Annotated in this window: 16 protein-coding genes and 1 pseudogene; 7 read left to right on the forward strand and 10 right to left on the reverse strand. The window is 60.1% G+C overall.

Annotated features, from left to right (window positions below; translation table 11 throughout):
* Positions 1-134: 134 nt before the first annotated feature.
* The 4 genes from K9857_RS07965 to K9857_RS07980 form a co-directional block, all read right to left on the reverse strand.
* On the reverse strand, positions 135-551 hold the full coding sequence (locus tag K9857_RS07965) for an organic hydroperoxide resistance protein (RefSeq protein WP_224534576.1): 417 nt from the start codon (positions 549-551) through the stop codon (positions 135-137).
* Positions 552-591: 40 nt separating this feature from the next.
* On the reverse strand, positions 592-990 hold the full coding sequence (locus tag K9857_RS07970) for a sigma factor (RefSeq protein ID WP_224534578.1): 399 nt from the start codon (positions 988-990) through the stop codon (positions 592-594).
* A gap of 167 nt (positions 991-1,157) precedes the next feature.
* Complete coding sequence (locus tag K9857_RS07975; protein WP_224534588.1) at positions 1,158-1,907, reverse strand: creatininase family protein; 750 nt, start codon at positions 1,905-1,907, stop codon at positions 1,158-1,160.
* Positions 1,908-2,090: 183 nt separating this feature from the next.
* Positions 2,091-3,725, reverse strand: a complete 1,635-nt coding sequence (locus K9857_RS07980; RefSeq protein WP_224534590.1) for an ABC-F family ATP-binding cassette domain-containing protein — start codon at positions 3,723-3,725, stop codon at positions 2,091-2,093.
* A 305-nt stretch (positions 3,726-4,030) separates the two neighbouring features.
* On the opposite strand from K9857_RS07980, the gene K9857_RS07985 reads away from it, so the two are divergent.
* The 4 genes from K9857_RS07985 to K9857_RS08000 all read left to right on the forward strand — a co-directional run bounded on the left by K9857_RS07985 (position 4,031) and on the right by K9857_RS08000 (position 8,004).
* Positions 4,031-4,918 (forward strand): LysR family transcriptional regulator, encoded by an 888-nt coding sequence (locus K9857_RS07985; protein ID WP_224534592.1) that lies wholly within the window; start codon positions 4,031-4,033, stop codon positions 4,916-4,918.
* 89 nt (positions 4,919-5,007) lie between these two features.
* Entirely contained in the window at positions 5,008-5,787 is a 780-nt protein-coding gene (locus K9857_RS07990) for an aldolase (RefSeq protein WP_224534594.1), read from the forward strand.
* Between the two features lie 130 nt (positions 5,788-5,917).
* On the forward strand, positions 5,918-7,222 hold the full coding sequence (locus K9857_RS07995; protein WP_224534596.1) for an MFS transporter: 1,305 nt from the start codon (positions 5,918-5,920) through the stop codon (positions 7,220-7,222).
* Positions 7,223-7,434: 212 nt separating this feature from the next.
* A complete protein-coding gene (locus K9857_RS08000) occupies positions 7,435-8,004 on the forward strand; it encodes a DUF4174 domain-containing protein (RefSeq protein WP_224534597.1) in 570 nt (189 codons plus the stop codon).
* A 124-nt stretch (positions 8,005-8,128) separates the two neighbouring features.
* Here the strand turns inward: K9857_RS08000 and ampC are convergent, their stop codons facing one another.
* Positions 8,129-9,211, reverse strand: a complete 1,083-nt coding sequence (gene ampC, locus K9857_RS08005) for a class C beta-lactamase (protein WP_411961552.1) — start codon at positions 9,209-9,211, stop codon at positions 8,129-8,131.
* A 190-nt stretch (positions 9,212-9,401) separates the two neighbouring features.
* Between ampC and K9857_RS08010 the strand changes: the two genes are divergently transcribed.
* The gene (locus K9857_RS08010; protein WP_224534601.1) at positions 9,402-10,277 is read left to right on the forward strand and encodes a LysR family transcriptional regulator; all 876 of its coding nucleotides are present in this window, start codon (positions 9,402-9,404) and stop codon (positions 10,275-10,277) included.
* Positions 10,278-10,385: 108 nt separating this feature from the next.
* Here the strand turns inward: K9857_RS08010 and K9857_RS08015 are convergent, their stop codons facing one another.
* Positions 10,386-11,294, reverse strand: coding sequence for a DMT family transporter (locus K9857_RS08015; protein WP_224534603.1), 909 nt, complete (start codon positions 11,292-11,294; stop codon positions 10,386-10,388).
* Positions 11,295-11,392: 98 nt separating this feature from the next.
* On the opposite strand from K9857_RS08015, the gene K9857_RS08020 reads away from it, so the two are divergent.
* The gene (locus K9857_RS08020) at positions 11,393-12,256 is read left to right on the forward strand and encodes a LysR family transcriptional regulator (RefSeq protein ID WP_224534606.1); all 864 of its coding nucleotides are present in this window, start codon (positions 11,393-11,395) and stop codon (positions 12,254-12,256) included.
* Between the two features lie 126 nt (positions 12,257-12,382).
* Here the strand turns inward: K9857_RS08020 and yegQ are convergent.
* Positions 12,383-13,708: pseudogene (yegQ, locus tag K9857_RS08025) on the reverse strand (tRNA 5-hydroxyuridine modification protein YegQ).
* Positions 13,709-13,871: 163 nt separating this feature from the next.
* On the opposite strand from yegQ, the gene K9857_RS08030 reads away from it, so the two are divergent.
* Positions 13,872-14,933, forward strand: coding sequence for an AI-2E family transporter (locus K9857_RS08030; protein ID WP_224534608.1), 1,062 nt, complete (start codon positions 13,872-13,874; stop codon positions 14,931-14,933).
* Here the strand turns inward: K9857_RS08030 and K9857_RS08035 are convergent.
* The 3 genes from K9857_RS08035 to K9857_RS08045 form a co-directional block, all read right to left on the reverse strand.
* Positions 14,930-15,121, reverse strand: coding sequence for a hypothetical protein (locus K9857_RS08035; protein WP_224534641.1), 192 nt, complete (start codon positions 15,119-15,121; stop codon positions 14,930-14,932). The genes K9857_RS08030 and K9857_RS08035 overlap by 4 nt on opposite strands.
* A gap of 125 nt (positions 15,122-15,246) precedes the next feature.
* Positions 15,247-15,441 (reverse strand): hypothetical protein, encoded by a 195-nt coding sequence (locus K9857_RS08040; RefSeq protein WP_224534642.1) that lies wholly within the window; start codon positions 15,439-15,441, stop codon positions 15,247-15,249.
* Between the two features lie 319 nt (positions 15,442-15,760).
* On the reverse strand, positions 15,761-16,123 hold the full coding sequence (locus tag K9857_RS08045; protein WP_224534644.1) for a hypothetical protein: 363 nt from the start codon (positions 16,121-16,123) through the stop codon (positions 15,761-15,763).
* Between the last annotated feature and the right edge of the window lie 219 nt (positions 16,124-16,342).

The following is a 16,342-nucleotide window of genomic DNA, read 5'->3' on the forward strand; positions in this document are numbered from 1 at the left end:
AAAGTTGATCGTGTTTTCGCAGCAGGCGAAAGGTGCGGCCAAGTCTGCATCATATGGGTTTTGACTTAACGATCAAGTGTTCCAATTCCGTCAGGGGAGTATCAGAGTGTCGTGCGAAGGCTGGCATAAGAGCGTCAGACGAGGCTGAGGCTCACGTCGATGTTCGCTCGGGTCGCCTTGGAATAAGGGCAGTTCTGGTGAGCAGCTTCAATGAGTTGACGGGCAATGTCCGCCGCTATGTCAGGCAATGACACAGCCAACCGCGCTTGCAGGAAGAACCCTTGTTCGCCATGCATCAGATCGACCTGTGCATCGACGCTGGCGTCTGCCGGGAAACTGATTTTTCGCGCGTTGCAGGCATGTCGCAAGGAGCCGAGGAAACAGGCCGACCAGCAGATCGCGAACAACTGTTCCGGGTTAGTGCCTTCGCCGGGAGCGCCAGGCGCCGAAAGTTTGAGATCGAGCCGACCATCATGGCTGCGTCCGGTTCCTTCCCGACCTCCTGTGGTGCAGGTATGGCCGGTGTATAGGGTTTTTTCGATGCTGAGCATGAACAGTTCCTGATGAGCGTTCGCAATTTCGACAGACCGTTCAGATGGCTCGCAAGGTGTGGTGACGGTTCAAATCGGTGAGGCCGCGAAACGAATGAGCAACCTGTGCGTCCTTGCGGTTGCGCAGGTGTTCGAGCAAAGTGCAGCGGGCCATTTCGATCAGCCACGCGCGAAAGGGGGTGTTGTCATCATAGTCGGCTCGTCTGCGATACAGCGTCATGAAGGCTTCCTGAACCAGCCCCTCGACGCTGTCCTGCCCGACGCGCTCGGCTTGCGCCTGGCCTTCGAAAAAGGCCAGAAACAGAGGCGTCACGTTGGCGATCAGTTGCAGTGAAGCGGCGGTGTCGTGTTTCAGGACATCCGCCATCAGCGCACGAAGTTCATCGTCTGCGAGGCGGTCGATACTGTTCAGGCAGCTTTCGCGAAAACCTTCGGCCATGATCGGATCCCTCTTAAGCCATCAGTTCTACTGGTCATGGCCAATGCAATGAAGTCCGGTCGCCATGAGGTCAGTGGTCAGGCTCAAGAGTGATGCCTTGGGCGGTCTATCACCAGTTATCCACTGTTAGCGTTTGTTAGCCAAGGTGGATTGCGGCGCATGCGGCCTTATATCGGGCCGGATTCCTCGCTGAACACCTCCAGCTCCTGTATCAGGCTCAGAGCTGCGCGCAGGACCAGTTCGCGGCCTTTTCCCGGACTTGCAAGGGCCGGGTCCGAGCCCATCCGGCCGTCCGGGTGACGGGCGCGGAAGTCGGCGGCTTCGCGTATCGGACCCCAGTTGGCGATCTGAGGCGAATAGTCGGCGGTCTTGATCGAGCCCGGGAAGGCCCATTGAGTGACGGCAATCTCCGAGGGCGTGGCATGGATGCCGTGACCCACGGGGAATTGAGCATTGGCGAGCGTCCCCACCCCTTCCAGATCCCACCAGTTACAGAGTTTCAATGCAAAGCCCGCCGGGCGTCGGTGGAAACTTGCCTCGGCATACAACTCCGAAAACGCGGCTTCAATCGACGCGATGTTGCCGCCATGGCCGTTGAGGAAAAAAATCTTTTCGAACCCGTGGGCTACCAGCGAGCGCGTCCAGTCTCCGATGGCGGCGATGAACGTCGAGGGTCGCAGTGTGATGGTCCCGGGAAAACCGAGGTGATGCTGGGCCATGCCGATGTTGAAGGTCGGGGCAATCAGGATGTCGGCTGATTTTTGCGCATGATGGGCGATGATCTCCGGGCACATCCAGTCGGTACCCAGAAGACCGGTCGGCCCGTGCTGCTCATTGGAGCCGATGGGAATGACGATGGTGCGCGAGCGTTCAAGAAACTGCTGGATCTCGGACCAGGTTGACAGTGGAAGTAACATGTTCAGCCTCGCAAGTGGACAGCTCCTGTCGGAGCGGGGATGGCGTTCGTGCCCGGCGATGCCGGGTCAGGGACCTGGCCATGCATTGCCCGGGTACCAATCACAGCACGGACGGGCAAAACGAACACATTGCACGTAGGTGTCGGGTGTACTTTTGACGGAACGCCTCTGCGAGCAAGCGCCTCATTGCTTGTCCAGATGCTCCCCGACAGCCCTCCATGTCCAACCGTCATTGCGCAGATGCAGGTAATGGGACAGCTGTAGTCGCTCAAGAAAGGTCTCATCGTGCGAGACGATCATGAGTGTCCCCTCGTATTGCACGAGCATTGATTCCAGCGCCCGCAACGAGGTCAGGTCGAGGTGGTTGCCCGGCTCGTCCAGCAGTAATAATTGCGCGGGTTCCTCCGCATACAGCACGCAGGCCATGGCGGCTTTGAGACGTTCGCCGCCACTAAGTGACGCGGTGGGCTGCAGCATTTTCACTGCGTCCAGATCCAGGTGCGCCAGACGAGTGCGCAACTCGCTTTCGCGGACAGACCGGTTGACGCGCAGCAACTGTTCGAGCACCGATGTCCGTGGGTCCAGAATGCTTGATTGCTGATCGAGCCAGGCGACGGGCACTTGCACCGAACACTCGCCTGACAAGGGCTGCAGGTGCCCTGCCAATACCTTGAGCAGCGTGGATTTACCCACCCCGTTGTCGCCGATGATGCCGATGCGCTGACCGCCTTCGATGGTCAGATCGATTGTGCCAACACGTGCGGGGCGAAAGGGCATGAGCAGGGCTTGGAGCCTGGCGGCGGTGCGTCGCGTGAACCGTTGTTCAGGCGGTGCATACAAGCGAATGGCAACCTCCTCTTCAACCTGTTGCGCAGCCTGTCGAACGCGCAGGTTCAGTTGCTCGCGTGCTTGCGTTTCCCGGGTGCGTGATTTGCCCAGGCTGTTCTCGCTCTGCTCCTTGCGCCGCCCTAGCAGAATCGGCGCCTGATTGGCCTCCCGGGCGTTTTTGTTGCCCTTGGCAGTGCGACGCTCATGGCGTTCTCGTTGGCGGGCCAGTTCCAGTTCGCCCTGTTTGCGCTCATGCTTGCGCTGCTGCAATTGCCGCGCGACGTTTTCACTGTCCTGCGCTCTGGTCTGGTCATAGAACTCGTAATTTCCGCCATAACTGCGCAGCCCCAGGCTCGAAAGTTCGACGATGCGCGACATCCGTTGCAGCAGTTGCCGATCGTGGCTGATGACCAGCAGACCCTTGGGCCACAGGCTGAGCTGTTCCATAAATTGCTGGCGACTGGCTCGGTCGAGATGGTTGGTGGGCTCGTCAAGAATCAATAAATCGGGGGCCGCGATCCAGGCTCCTACCAGTGCCACCCGCATGGCTTCGCCGCCACTGAGTTCGGACGCGCGCTGGTGCAGCGAAAGGTGACCCAGTCCCTGGGCCAGCAACTCGGCTTGCAAGCGGCGCCGGATATCCCAGCGGTCTCCCACCGTGTCGAAGTCTGCAGGCTCCACGCTGCCCGCTTCGATGCGCTGCAACGCCTGGAGCGCTGGCTCGATACCTGCCAGCCCGGCCACGCTCAGCGTCGCAGGATGTTGAACCTGCTGCGCCAGATAGTGGATGGATCCGCCACGCAAACACCGGCCACTGGTTGGCTCAAGCTGTCCGCACAGCAGGCGTGCGAGCACGCTCTTGCCAACCCCGTTGCGCCCCACAAGGCCGGTGGCTTGTTGATCGAATTCAAAGCAAAGATCGGAAAAGACAACCCTGCCATCGGGCAAGGAAAAGGAAACGCTGTCCAGCGTCAGGTAGGTACGGGTCATGGGTGATCTCAATGGATGCCACTGTTCACCTCCCCACGGAGCGGGAAGAAATGCAAACGGGACCGTCAAACAGGACGGCGGCATCAATTGCGCATCGGACGAACACCTCACGTAGAAAGCCGAGAACGCCGATTATGAAAGCGATGAGTGCAGAAGGGCAACACCGAATGTCAGCAGCATGGGCAAGCTTCATGTCGAGCAGTGCTGGATCTTTCAGGAAGGCGCTTGTTATGGTCTTGTGAATTAGCAGTGCAGGTATGCAGCCATGCGGCTTGCGACACGCACGCACCTCAAAGGACACGGCAATGAGCGAAGATCTGGATCGCAAGATCAGATATTTCCTGTGTATCTCCATGCATGGCTCGATTTCAGCGGCTTCGGAACAATTGAATATTTCCCAGCCAAGCCTGAGTCGGCAGCTTGCGAGTCTGGAGAGCTATCTCGGTAATCCGTTGTTCCGCAGGACCGGCCGGGGGCTGGTACTGACCGATGCCGGTACGCATCTTGCGTCAATGGCCGGGCCTGCTTTCATGGCCGTCGACTCGGCTATCAGCAAGATCAAGGACGAATTCGGCATCACCCGGGGACATCTGCGTCTGGCCACGGTGCATACGTTGACCTATTACTTTCTGGGCGATCTGGTTTCACGTTTCGTGCATCAGAATCGGGACGTGAATGTGTCGTTCATGGCGCGCAGTTCGACTGAGGTCATCAAACTGGTCGAGTCTGGCCGCGCCGACCTGGGCTTTGTTTATGACAGCGAAGTGGCTTCAATGGAGCTGTTATCGAGCGTTCTGTTTACCGAGTCGATGGCCATTGTGGTCCGGGCGGGGGGCGAGCCTGCGCCTCAGATACTGGATCTGACCCGCGAGGCGCTCAGGCTTGTGGTGTTCCCAAGTGGGTACGCATTGAGGCGAATGCTCGACACCTGCTCGGTACCTTTCACCATTGCAGCCGAAGTGGAAACCGTCGACGCCATGTTGGAACTGGTTTCCTCGGGTGTGGGCGCTTGCATCCTGCCTTCGTTGATCCCCGATCGCGTGCTGCAACAGTACAACCTGACTCGAATTACCGATATCAGGCCGGCGTTGAACCGCAAGGTCGTTGCCATTTATCGGGCTGATCCGCCTCCCACCGCTATCACCAAAGCCATCCTTGGTTTCGCCACGCTGGCCGCAAATGCACTCAAGTGAATAGCTGATATAGCCCCAGCCTCATCGCCATCGTAGGTCGAGCTTCCTAATCTGGACCGACCGTTGATAGCGCTAGTGAGGACAGGCAAGTGAATCAGGATCTACGCAGCAAAGAGTATTTCGACCAGCGGGCCACCAGCGAAATGGCCCAGCACCTCAAATCAAAGGAGATGCCGCTCAAGCAGCGTCTTGCTTACGCCGCCCGCATCCTGGCGATGACCGGGCAGGAAGCTGGCCTAGCGGGACAGCTCACCGCACGTTCCGATAGGGACGATACCTATTGGACACTGCGCTTTGGCCTGGGCTTCGAGGAAGCGACGGCCGATGACTTCATCGAGGTCGACAAGGATCTGAACACAGTGACCGGTGAAGGCATGGCCAATCCCGCCACCCGGTTCCACCTGTGGGTATATCGAAATCGCCCGGATGTCACCTCGATCATCCACACGCACTCGCCCTGGGCCTCGGCGCTGGCGGCGGCGAGGCAGCCTCTGGTGATTTCGCAGATGGACATGACACCGCTGTTCAACGACTGCGCATTTCTGGGTGAATGGCCAGGCGTGCCGATCGCCGACCATGAAGGCACTTTGATTTCCGAGGCCCTGGGCACAATGAAGTCGATCATCCTGGCTCACCACGGTTATCTCACCGCCGGAGAGTCCGTCGAGCAAGCCACTTATCTTTCTGTGTACCTGGAACGCGCGGCAAGGATGCAGATCCGGGCCAAGGCGTTCGGTGATCTGACTCCAGTGGACCCGGTCCTGGCGCAGGAGGCACACGACTATCTGCTCAAGGCCTCCATTGTCAGGGCAACCTTCGATTACTGGTGCCGCCAGACGCACCGCGCGCCCGGCATGCCGCCGATGTAAGCCTCTGCGCCGATTCGCCCGTACACCGTCGGCGTATGGGCCCGGAACACATCTCCAGAAAATTTCTGACTGCCAGATAAAGGACTGAAAAATGTCGAGAACAAATAAGGCAGGTGCGGCTCCTTCAGCCGTGAAACGTCAAACCGTGATTGCGGGCCTTGCGAGCATGATGGGTACCACAATCGAATGGTATGACTACTTCCTGTATGGCACCGCGGCCGCGCTCATTTTCAACAAAATCTTCTTCCCCGACTTCGACCCCGTCACCGGTACCCTGGCCGCGTTCGCGACCTATGCGGTGGGTTTCTTTGCGCGACCGTTCGGCGGGATCGTGTTTGGCCATTTCGGCGATCGGCTGGGCAGGAAGTCGATGCTGCTGATCACGTTGTTCATGATGGGCATCCCGACGATCATCATCGGCCTGATCCCTTCCTACGACTCCATCGGCTATTGGGCCGCCGTACTGTTGGTGGTCATGCGACTGCTGCAGGGTATCGCGGTGGGCGGCGAATGGGGTGGTGCGATTCTCCTGGCTGTCGAGCATGCACCCGAAGGCAAGAAGGGCTTTTTTGGCAGCCTGCCGCAAACCGGAGTTGCACCGGGATTGATTCTGTCTTCGCTGGCAATGGGCGCAGTGGCCCAATTGCCCGAGCAGGACATGCTCACCTGGGGCTGGCGGCTGCCCTTTCTCGCCAGCGCGGCACTGCTGTTGGTGGGCTGGTACATCCGAGAAAAAGTTGCCGAGTCACCGGACTTCGTGGCCGTGAAGAATGATGTCCCTCGGGAAATGCCATTCAAGACCGTGTTGCGCGACCATCGGCAAGCGCTACTAACCGTCGCCGGGGCGCGCCTGGCGGAGGTGACATGGTTTTACACCGTGGCCACTTTTTCCTTGGCCTACGCCACCAAAATTCTGCAGATCCCCAAGGACACCATGCTCAATGCCGTTGTCTGGGGGGCTACCGTCGCAATGTTCTGCATGCCCGTTTGCGGCTGGCTCGGCGACCGGATCGGTCAGAGGAAAGTATTCGCGATGGGGGTCGTCGGGCTCATTGTGTTTTCCTCGATCTTCTTTGAGTTGCTGCAGACACGGGAACAATTCTGGATAGTCTTCGCGATGGTTGTGGCCATCGGGATCATTTATTCGTTGTTATATGGACCGGAGGGCGCACTTTTCTCCGCGCAATTTACGCCTGAAGTGCGCTACACGGGGATCTCCGTTGCAGTGCAGATCTCGGGTGCGATTGGCGGTGGCCTGGCACCGATCATCGCGACTTCTCTGCTCGCTTATGGTGAGGGATATCCGTTTTACATCAATTGTTACCTGATGGGTCTGGGGCTGGTGGCGTTGATTGTGGTGTCCCGTATGAGGGCAATAGGAAGCGCAAACACATCGCGGCAGGCCGTGCCAGGCCGGGTGTCGGCGCATTCTTGACACCCTGAAGGAGCGGGTGGCTCGGGGCGCCCGCTTCAGCGTTGCATGCTCTTTTACCAGGAGGCTGGGAGGATGTCGGGTGAGGCCCACTGTTGCGCAATGTCCGCCCTGACCTAAGCTTTGGACAAGGCAAGACACAATTGCCAGGCGCTACCCGGAACGAACGCCGCAATGCGCAATCATTAGAGCGTGGATATCAAAAGGAGATGCGCATGCTCATCAGGTCACTGACCCTGGCTACCTTGCTGGCTTTCGCCGGCCCCCTGTTCGCCAACGATGGCGATTCACCACTGGACATCAACAAAGGCCTGTACCGCCCCCTGGTTGTCATTGCCTCGAGCACTGTGGATCCGGTCTGGGTGGGCCTGAAGAAGTCGCTGGAAGATCCGGCCAACAAACAGGGAGTCGTTGATCGCAACATCAAGGTCTACAGCGTGCTGAACATGTCGGGGCAACTCGACGGCAAGGATCTCGGTCAACAGGACACCATGGCCCTGATCCGCTCGCTGAAGATGGGAGCCGGGGCGTTGCCGAAAGTGATTCTGCTGGGCAAGGACGGCGAGAAGAAACTTGAAACATCGGGGGAAGATTCGAAGACGGTGGATCTGAAGAAAATCTTCGCCACCATCGATGCACTGCCGGCCGAAGAGAAGGACATGGCTGCGCCCACACCGCCTCCCGTGGCGGCCGAGCCAGCGGCGCCTGCGGCCAAAGGCGCCAAGAACGCAAAACCTGCGAAGCCGGCGAAACCGACCAAGCCGCCAGAGCAGCCGGATGATTGATATCCACGTAACCCTGTAATCCTGTAGGAGCGAGCACGCTCGCGATGAACGCAAGAACGGCGCTGGGTATCAGGTTCCCCGCGTAATCGTTGACGTCCATCGCGAGCGTGCTCGCTCCTACAGGTTATTTTTCCAGCGCATTCAAAATCCGGTAAGCCACCTTGATCCGCTCTGCATTCGGATAATTCCTGTTCGCCAGAATCACGATGCCGATCTGCTTCTCGGGTACGTACGCAACGTACGCGCCGAAGCCGCTGGTGGAGCCGGTCTTGTTGAGCAGGGCGTTCTGCTGTGGCGCCTGCGGCGGGGTGATCCACTGTGTTTCATGGGGTTCGAGGGCCATTGGCGTGGAGTTGCCGTCCAGCAATTGCTCGAGCTTGACCGGGTAGGGGTAGAGTTCCCAGCCCAGGCCCTGGGTCATGCTGCCGGCCTTGTAGTAACCGGTGTGGGTGGTGGTCATGGCCTGTTGGAGAGGTTTTTCCAGTTGGGCCGGTTGCAGGTTCGCCTGGACGTAGCGGATCAGGTCCGACGCGCTGGTTTTCACCCCGTAGGCTTCCGAATCCAATGCCCCCGGGCCGACTCGCACCGGTTTGTCGTCCTTGTTGTAGCCCTGTGCGTAAAGGCTCATCTGCTCCTGCGGCACCTTGAGGAAGGTGTGCTTGAGGCCGAGCTTGGGCAGCAGGGTCTTTTCCATGGCCTCGTCGAACGGGGCGCCCAGGCTTTGTGCGGCCAGGTAGCCGAAGAGCCCGATACTCGGGTTGGAGTACTGGCGATGGGTGCCGGGGGCGAAGGTCGGTTTCCAGTGCTGGAAGTAGGCGAGCATGGTGTCCGGCGTGTCGGCTTCGTCCGGGAATTGCAGGGGCAATCCGCCGGCGGAGTAAGTGCCCAGTTGCAGCACGCTGATGTTGTCGAACGCACTGCCGCGCAACGCCGGTAGGACCTGGCTGGCCTTGGCTGACAGGTCCAGTTTGCCGCTGGCCTGGGCGTAGGCGCCGAGAGTGGCTGTGAAGGTTTTGCTCACCGAGCCGATCTCGAACAGGGTGTTTTCGCTGACGGCGCTACCGGTTTCTTTCGAGGCGACACCGTAGTTAAAGTAATGCGGTTGGCCCTTCACGGTGATGGCAATCGCCACGCCGGGGATCTTCTGTTCCTGCATCACGGGTTTCATGGCCGCATCGACGATGCCTTGCAGGCGATCGTCGGCCATGCAATGGCTGGCGCCGAGCAGGAGTAGGAAAGTACTGTAGGACGCGAACTTGTTCAGGTTGAAATGAGGCATGACGGAATCACTTCCATGAGTTGTCTGGGAGCCGGGAGCAGGCAAATCTATGCAGTCTTTCGATGCGGGACAACCGATGATATTTTGCGCGAGCCATTAGAAAAATTAGGGGGTGGTCATGATCCGGCCGCAATTACCGCTCAATGCGCTGCGTGCTTTCGAAGCGTCGGCACGGCACTTGAGTTTCACCCGGGCAGCGGTGGAATTATGCGTCACCCAGGCGGCGGTGAGTCATCAGGTCAAGGGGCTTGAATCGCAGCTGGGAGTGACCCTGTTCAAGCGTCTGCCCCGCGGCTTGATGCTGACCCGTGAAGGGGAAACCCTGCTGCCGGTGCTGTGCGAGTGTTTCGACCGCATTGCCGAAACCCTGGCGTGTTTTCAGGGCGGGCATTTGCGTGAAGTGCTGACGGTCGGCGCGGTGGGGACCTTTGCCGTGGGTTGGCTGTTGCCGCGACTGGCGGACTTCCAGGCGAAACATCCGTTCATAGATTTGCGACTGTCGACCAATAACAATCGGGTGGACGTCGCCGCCGAGGGCCTGGATTACGCCATTCGGTTCGGCGCCGGGGCCTGGCACGGGATTGAAGCGGTGCGCCTGATCGAGGCGCCGCTGTCGGTGCTGTGCATCCCGGACATCGCTCGGCAATTGCGCGAACCGGCGGATCTGCTGCAGCAGACGCTGTTGCGTTCCTATCGCGCGGATGAATGGCCGGAGTGGTTCCAGGCGGCGGGGTTGCCGAGCCTGGCGGTGTCACCGAGGAGCATTGTTTTCGACTCGTCGCTGGCGATGATGGAGGCGGCGCAGCAGGGCGCAGGGGTGGCACTGGCGCCGCCGTTGATGTTCGCGCGGCAACTGGCGGCGGATGCGATATGCCAGCCGTTTCCGATACATATCACCACCGGCAGCTACTGGCTGACCCGCTTGCAGTCGCGACCGGAAACCCCGGCGATGGCTGCGTTCAAAAGTTGGCTATTGACGCAGCGTCCCCTGTAGGAGCGAATTTATTCGCGATGGTCGTAAACGATAACGTTGGCTGCCTGATGCCCCGCGGTGTCTGAACGTCCATCGCGAATAAATTCGCTCCTACAGGGGCGGTGCATGTCAGGCGCGGGCGGGTTGGACCAAAGGCCGCCTTTCCAGATTCAGCGCCAGCACACTGATCAACACCACCACACCTCCCACCGCGACCATCAAGGTCGGCCGCTCTCCCAAGGTCATCGAGGCAATCGCCATCGCCGTCGGCGGCACCAGATACAACGTCATCGTCGCCCGGCTCAAATCCACATGGGCCAGCACATAGGCCCAGGCCAGATACGCCAGGGCGCTCGGAAAAATCCCCAGGGCAAACACCGCCAACTGCACCCTCACCGGCGCGTTCAGCACCTGCTCCATCAGACCCGGCAGGTAAATCAGCAGCAAAAACGTCCCCGCCCAGACCGTGTAGCAAACCAGGGTCAGCCCGTCATAACGCCCGCTGTGGTGCTTCTGCAGGCCGAAGTACAGGCTCCAGGACAACGCCGCCAGCAGGATCAGCAAGCCATGGGCATCGATGCTGCCCAGGCCACGATCGCCCGCCACCACAATCACCACGCCGATCAGACCGAGGATCACGCAACCCCAGCGCCAGACGCTGACCCGATCCTTGAACACAAAACGCGCCAGCAGGGTGCTGAACAGCGGCGTGGTCTGCGCCAGAACGCTTGAGGCGCCCGCACTCACGCCCTGTTGGCCGAAGTTGATCGCCACGTGATGCAGGCTCACAGCGAAGAAACCCAGCCCCATCAACAGCGGCACATCGCGAAGTTTCGGCAGGCGGATGCCCTTGAACACCGCGACCAGCGCCATGAACAGCGATGCCAAGAGAAAGCGCGCCAGCGCCAGGTGCACGGGGTCGTAGGCCTGCAGGCCGATGTGGATGCCGCTCGGGGAGTAACCCCAGCAGGCGACCACAAAGGCCATGGCCAGGATGATTTTGACGGGCGAAGCGGGGGAGGGTGTCAGGGCGTTCATAGGTGTGCACCGGATGGCAGATGCCCGAAGTATCCGAACTCGAATCATTCGCCACAACTGACTTGTACTGCGCAAACCGTTCACTTTGAGTGATGAATATGGAGCTGTCGCAGATCCGCATGTTCAAGACCGTCGCCGAGGTCGGCAGCATCGCCCGGGCGGCCGAAGTGCTGCATTGCGTGCCGTCGAACATCACGGCGCGGATCAAGGCGCTGGAGGCGGAGCTGGGCGTGGCGCTGTTTCTGCGGGAGGGCCGCGGGCTGCGCATCAGCCCTTCGGGCCAGACCTTTCTTGCGTACGCCCTGAAAATCCTCGCCCTGACTGCCGAGGCCAAACGCGCGGTGGATCCGGCCGCCGAACCCTCCGGGCCGTTGCGTATCGGCGCCATCGAATCCTCGGCCACCGGCCGCCTGCCGCGCCTGCTGGCGAAATTCCACAAGCGCTATCCGGCGGTGGCGCTGGAACTAACCACCGGCGCTTGGGGCCAACTGCTCGACGACACCCTCAACCATCGCCTGGACGGCGCGATCGTCGCGGTGGATGTGGAGCGCTCGCACCTCAAGCGCACGCCGATGTACCGCGAAGATCTGCTGCTGATCGCGTCGACCTCGCTGGGGCCGGTGCGCGACATCACGGATCTGCAGGACAAGACCGTCTTCATGTGGCCCCAGGGCTGTCCGTACCGTGCGGCGCTGGAACATTGGCTGCTGCGCCAGGGCCAGGCACTGCCGATTGTCAGCCTGGCCAGTTATGGCGCGATTGTCGGCTGCGTCAGCGCCGGGGCTGGCGTGGCGCTGGTGCCCAAGGGGGTGTTCGATCAGTACGCGAAGGGGGCGGGGTGTGTGGGGTATGAGTTTCCTGAACTGACGGCGATCGACAATTTGTTCTACTGGCATGAGAACGCCGGGGTGCATCCGGCGCGGGAGGCGTTTGTGGCGATGTTGCGGGAGGAGTTTGCGTAACCGCATTCACAGGGAACACATTTGTGGCGAGGGGGCTTGCCCCCGTTGGGTGGCGAAGCCGCCCTAGAAAGATGGGACTGCTGCGCAGTTCAACGGGGGCAAGCCCCCTCGCCACAGGGTTTGTGTTTAGTTCACGCCGATGTCTCTCATCAGCAGGCCAAAATCGAGATCCACGGCATCCGGAATCGGCAGATACACCGTATGCCCATCCCCCGGCGCCACATCGATCGCCTCGCCCTTGGCGTTCTGCATCTGGTGCAGATCGAAGTGAAAATTCCCCTTGGGCGTCATCAACTCCATGTGATCACCCAGACCAAACCGGTTCTTCACCTTCACCTCCGCCAGCCGATCCCGCCGCTCGCCGGTCAGCTCACCGACAAACTGCTGGCGCTCCGACACCGAACTGCCGTTCTGGTAGTTCTGATACTCGTCATGCACATGCCGCCGCAAAAAGCCCTCGGTATAGCCGCGCTGGGCAAGCGATTCCAGATCCGTCATGAGGCTGCGATCAAACTCGCGACCCGCCATCGCATCATCAATCGCGCGGCGATAAACCTGCGTCGTCCGCGCGCAGTAAAAGTGCGATTTGGTCCGTCCTTCGATCTTCAGCGAATGCACGCCCATTTGCGTCAATCGCTCGACATGCTGCACGGCGCGTAAATCCTTGGCGTTCATGATGTAGGTGCCGTGTTCGTCCTCGAAGGCCGGCATCAGCTCGTCGGGGCGGTTGGCTTCCTGCAGCAGGAACACCTGTTCGGTCGGCGTGCCGATACCCAGGGTCGGTTCCGGCTAATATTGCTGGACGATCTCGCCGACCTGGTTTTCGGTCGCGGTCTGCGCCGAATACTTCCAGCGACAGGCGTTGGTGCAACTGCCCTGGTTGGCATCGCGTTTGTTCATGTAGCCCGACAACAGGCAGCGGCCGGAATACGCCATGCACAACGCGCCGTGAACGAACACCTCCAGCTCCATGGCCGGGACTTCCCGGCGGATCTCGGCGATTTCCTCAAGGGACAGCTCCCGGGACAGGATCACCCGGCTCAGGCCCTGTTGCTGCCAGAACTCGACGCTCGCCCAGTTCACCGTGTTGGCCTGCACCGACAGGTGAATCGGCGTCTGCGGGTAATGTCGGCGCACCAGCATGATCAGGCCGGGATCGGACATGATCAGCGCATCGGGGGCCATGGCGATGATCGGCGCCAAGTCCTTGAGGAAGGTCTTGAGCTTGGCGTTGTGCGGCGCAATGTTGACCACCACGTAGAAACGCTTGCCCTGGGCCTGTGCTTCCTCAATACCGAGGGCCAGGTTGGCGTGATCGAATTCGTTGTTGCGCACCCGCAGGCTGTAGCGCGGCTGGCCGGCGTAGACCGCATCGGCACCGTAGGCGAAGGCGTAACGCATGTTTTTCAGGGTGCCGGCGGGGGCGAGCAATTCGGGGGCGATGAGGTTCATGGCGGGCCAGGTCGCAAAAACCGCGCAGGGTATACGCCTTGCCCCGAGGATTTATTGATCTGGATCTATGCTTGTTGCACAAAGCGATGGCACTCGCGCGAGCGGTTGTGGCCTAAGCATCAGGGCGCACGCGGGCGTTGCGGCGCATTGGCGTGGATTGGACATGAACGAAGAAAGCGTACAAAACAAATCCCTGACGATTGTACTGGGCGTGGTGAGCATCGCCTTCATCTGGATTCTGCTGCCGTTTTACGGCGCGGTGTTCTGGGCGGTGATTCTCGGCATTCTGTTCGCACCCATGCAAAGGCGGCTGCAACTCAAGCTCGGCTGGCAGCGCAACCTCACGTCGTTGCTCACGCTGAGCATTTGCCTGGTGATCGCCATTCTGCCGGTGATCATCATCAGCATCCTGATGGTTCAGGAAGGGGCGGCGGTGTACCAGCGCATCGAGAACGGTGAGCTGGACATCGCCGGCTATGTGCAACAGTTCAAACACAGCCTGCCACCGTATTTCCAGCACATGCTCGATCGCCTCGGTCTCGGCGGACTCGAAGCGATGCGCGAAAAGATCATCAAAAGCGCGGTCACAGGCGGCCAGGTGCTGGCGACTCAGGCGTTCAGCTTCGGCCAGGGCACGTTCGAGTTCATCGTCAGTTTTTTCATCATGCTGTACCTGCTGTTCTTTTTTCTGCGCGACGGCGCCGATCTCGCGCGCAGGGTGCGCGCTGCCGTGCCGCTGGAGGAACAGCAGAAACGTCGTCTGCAACTCAAGTTCAATCGCGTGGTGCGGGCCACCGTCAAAGGCAATCTGGTGGTCGCGGTCACGCAGGGCGCGCTGGGCGGAGCGATTTTCTGGTTTCTGGACATTCCCAGTGCGTTGCTCTGGGCGGTGCTGATGGCGTTCCTTTCGCTGTTGCCAGCGGTCGGCGCGGGGATTGTCTGGGCGCCGGTGGCGGCATTTTTCCTGTTCACCGGGGCGGTCTGGCAGGGTGTGGTGCTGGGACTATTCGGGGTGTTCGTGATCGGCCTGGTGGATAACGTGCTGCGCCCGATTCTGGTGGGCAAGGACACGAAGATGCCGGACTACATGATCCTCATTTCGACTCTCGGTGGCCTGGCGATTTTCGGGCTCAATGGCTTTGTCATCGGCCCGCTGATTGCGGCGCTGTTCATGTCGAGCTGGGACATCTTCCTGGAGACCAAGCCGCGGGTTCAGCTGCCTTAGGCGCTGAGCTTGCCGGCGTGTTCCGAGGTGTAGCGTTGCGACATGGCCTGGGCCGCCGGCAGCGAGGTGAGCGGGCCGCTGACCTGTTCGCCATCGAGCACCAGATACCAGCAGGCAAGCAGCCCGGAAGCTCTGAGAGTGGCGGGAACGGCGCTGCCGATTACGGACATGATCTGAACTTGGGACATTTAAGGCATCTCCATCTTTGGCCATCAAACTATGGAGATACCTTACGAGCCCGGCGAGTTTTCCGACAATCACCGTTTTCGATAGTGGTCATTGACGCCGTTGAGGCTATCGGACCGTCTGTCGCTCAGTCGACCACCTGATCGAGCATGTGCACCACTTCTCGCTCATTGAGCAGGCCTTTGCGCACCAGATCCTGAGTCAGCAACGAGAGAAACTTGGCCGTGCGATGGCCTTCCAGCTGCTTGAGCTCTGTGAGGGTGTTGTACACCTTGCTCGAGGTGCACAGACCGACAATGTGGTGCGGGTTCTGTGTGGGCATGGGGGCGTCCTTGTTGTAAGTAACCTGTTGTTGGCGGACAGGTTCAAGCTTGCGGATCCGACATGACACCAATATGACCGTTTGCACGGGCGAAACTGTCCCGATAGCGACACCGACGAGAGGTATCCAGACCAACTCCGACGAACGGTCACCCTCGACCCACTGTAGGAGCGAGCATGCTCGCGATGGACGTCGGGACACCGCGGGGCATCAGGCACCCAGCGTTATCGTTGACGACCATCGCGAGCATGCTCGCTCCTACAGGTTCGTGGTGCATAAAAAAGCCCCGCCATTTCCGGCGGGGCCTGTTTTGTGCCTGTCAGTAGTGGCCATAAGGACGGCCATAGTAACCGCGAGGCGGGCCGTAATAGCCGCGTGGCGGCCCGTAGTAGACCGGAGCCGGGCGGTAGTAGATCGGTTGCTGCACATACACCGGCGCCGGCTGGTAATAGACCGGTGGAGGCGGAGCGTAGTAGACCGGTGGCGGTGCCGCATACACAGGCTGCGGCGCGACATAGACCGGCCGGTTGGCGTTGATGAGTGCCGAGCCGACGATGGCCGAGCCAACGATCGCGCCAAAGACCGCCGGGCCTTCCCAACCGCCACCGCCGTGTGCTTCTGCCTGCCCTGCGATAGCCAGAGCGCCGATCAGCAAGGCAACTGTGGGGATTTTACGGATCATGATAATTCCTCGGTTCTTCGACCCGGCGCTTGGCTCTGCAATAGACCCAAGGATCGTCGCGGGGATACTTCTAAGACAGCGTTTTTCTGAAAATCAGCACAGCGGCAAGGTAAATTTTGTGTAAGGTCTGTACCGGCTCGTTTACCGACGTTCAATCCGGCATTCGGCCACGGGAATATGATCGAACAGAACACGATGGGCTGGCTAATCCCGTCCATC

Source organism: Pseudomonas sp. REP124 (assembly GCF_020164475.1).
Lineage (GTDB): Bacteria > Pseudomonadota > Gammaproteobacteria > Pseudomonadales > Pseudomonadaceae > Aquipseudomonas.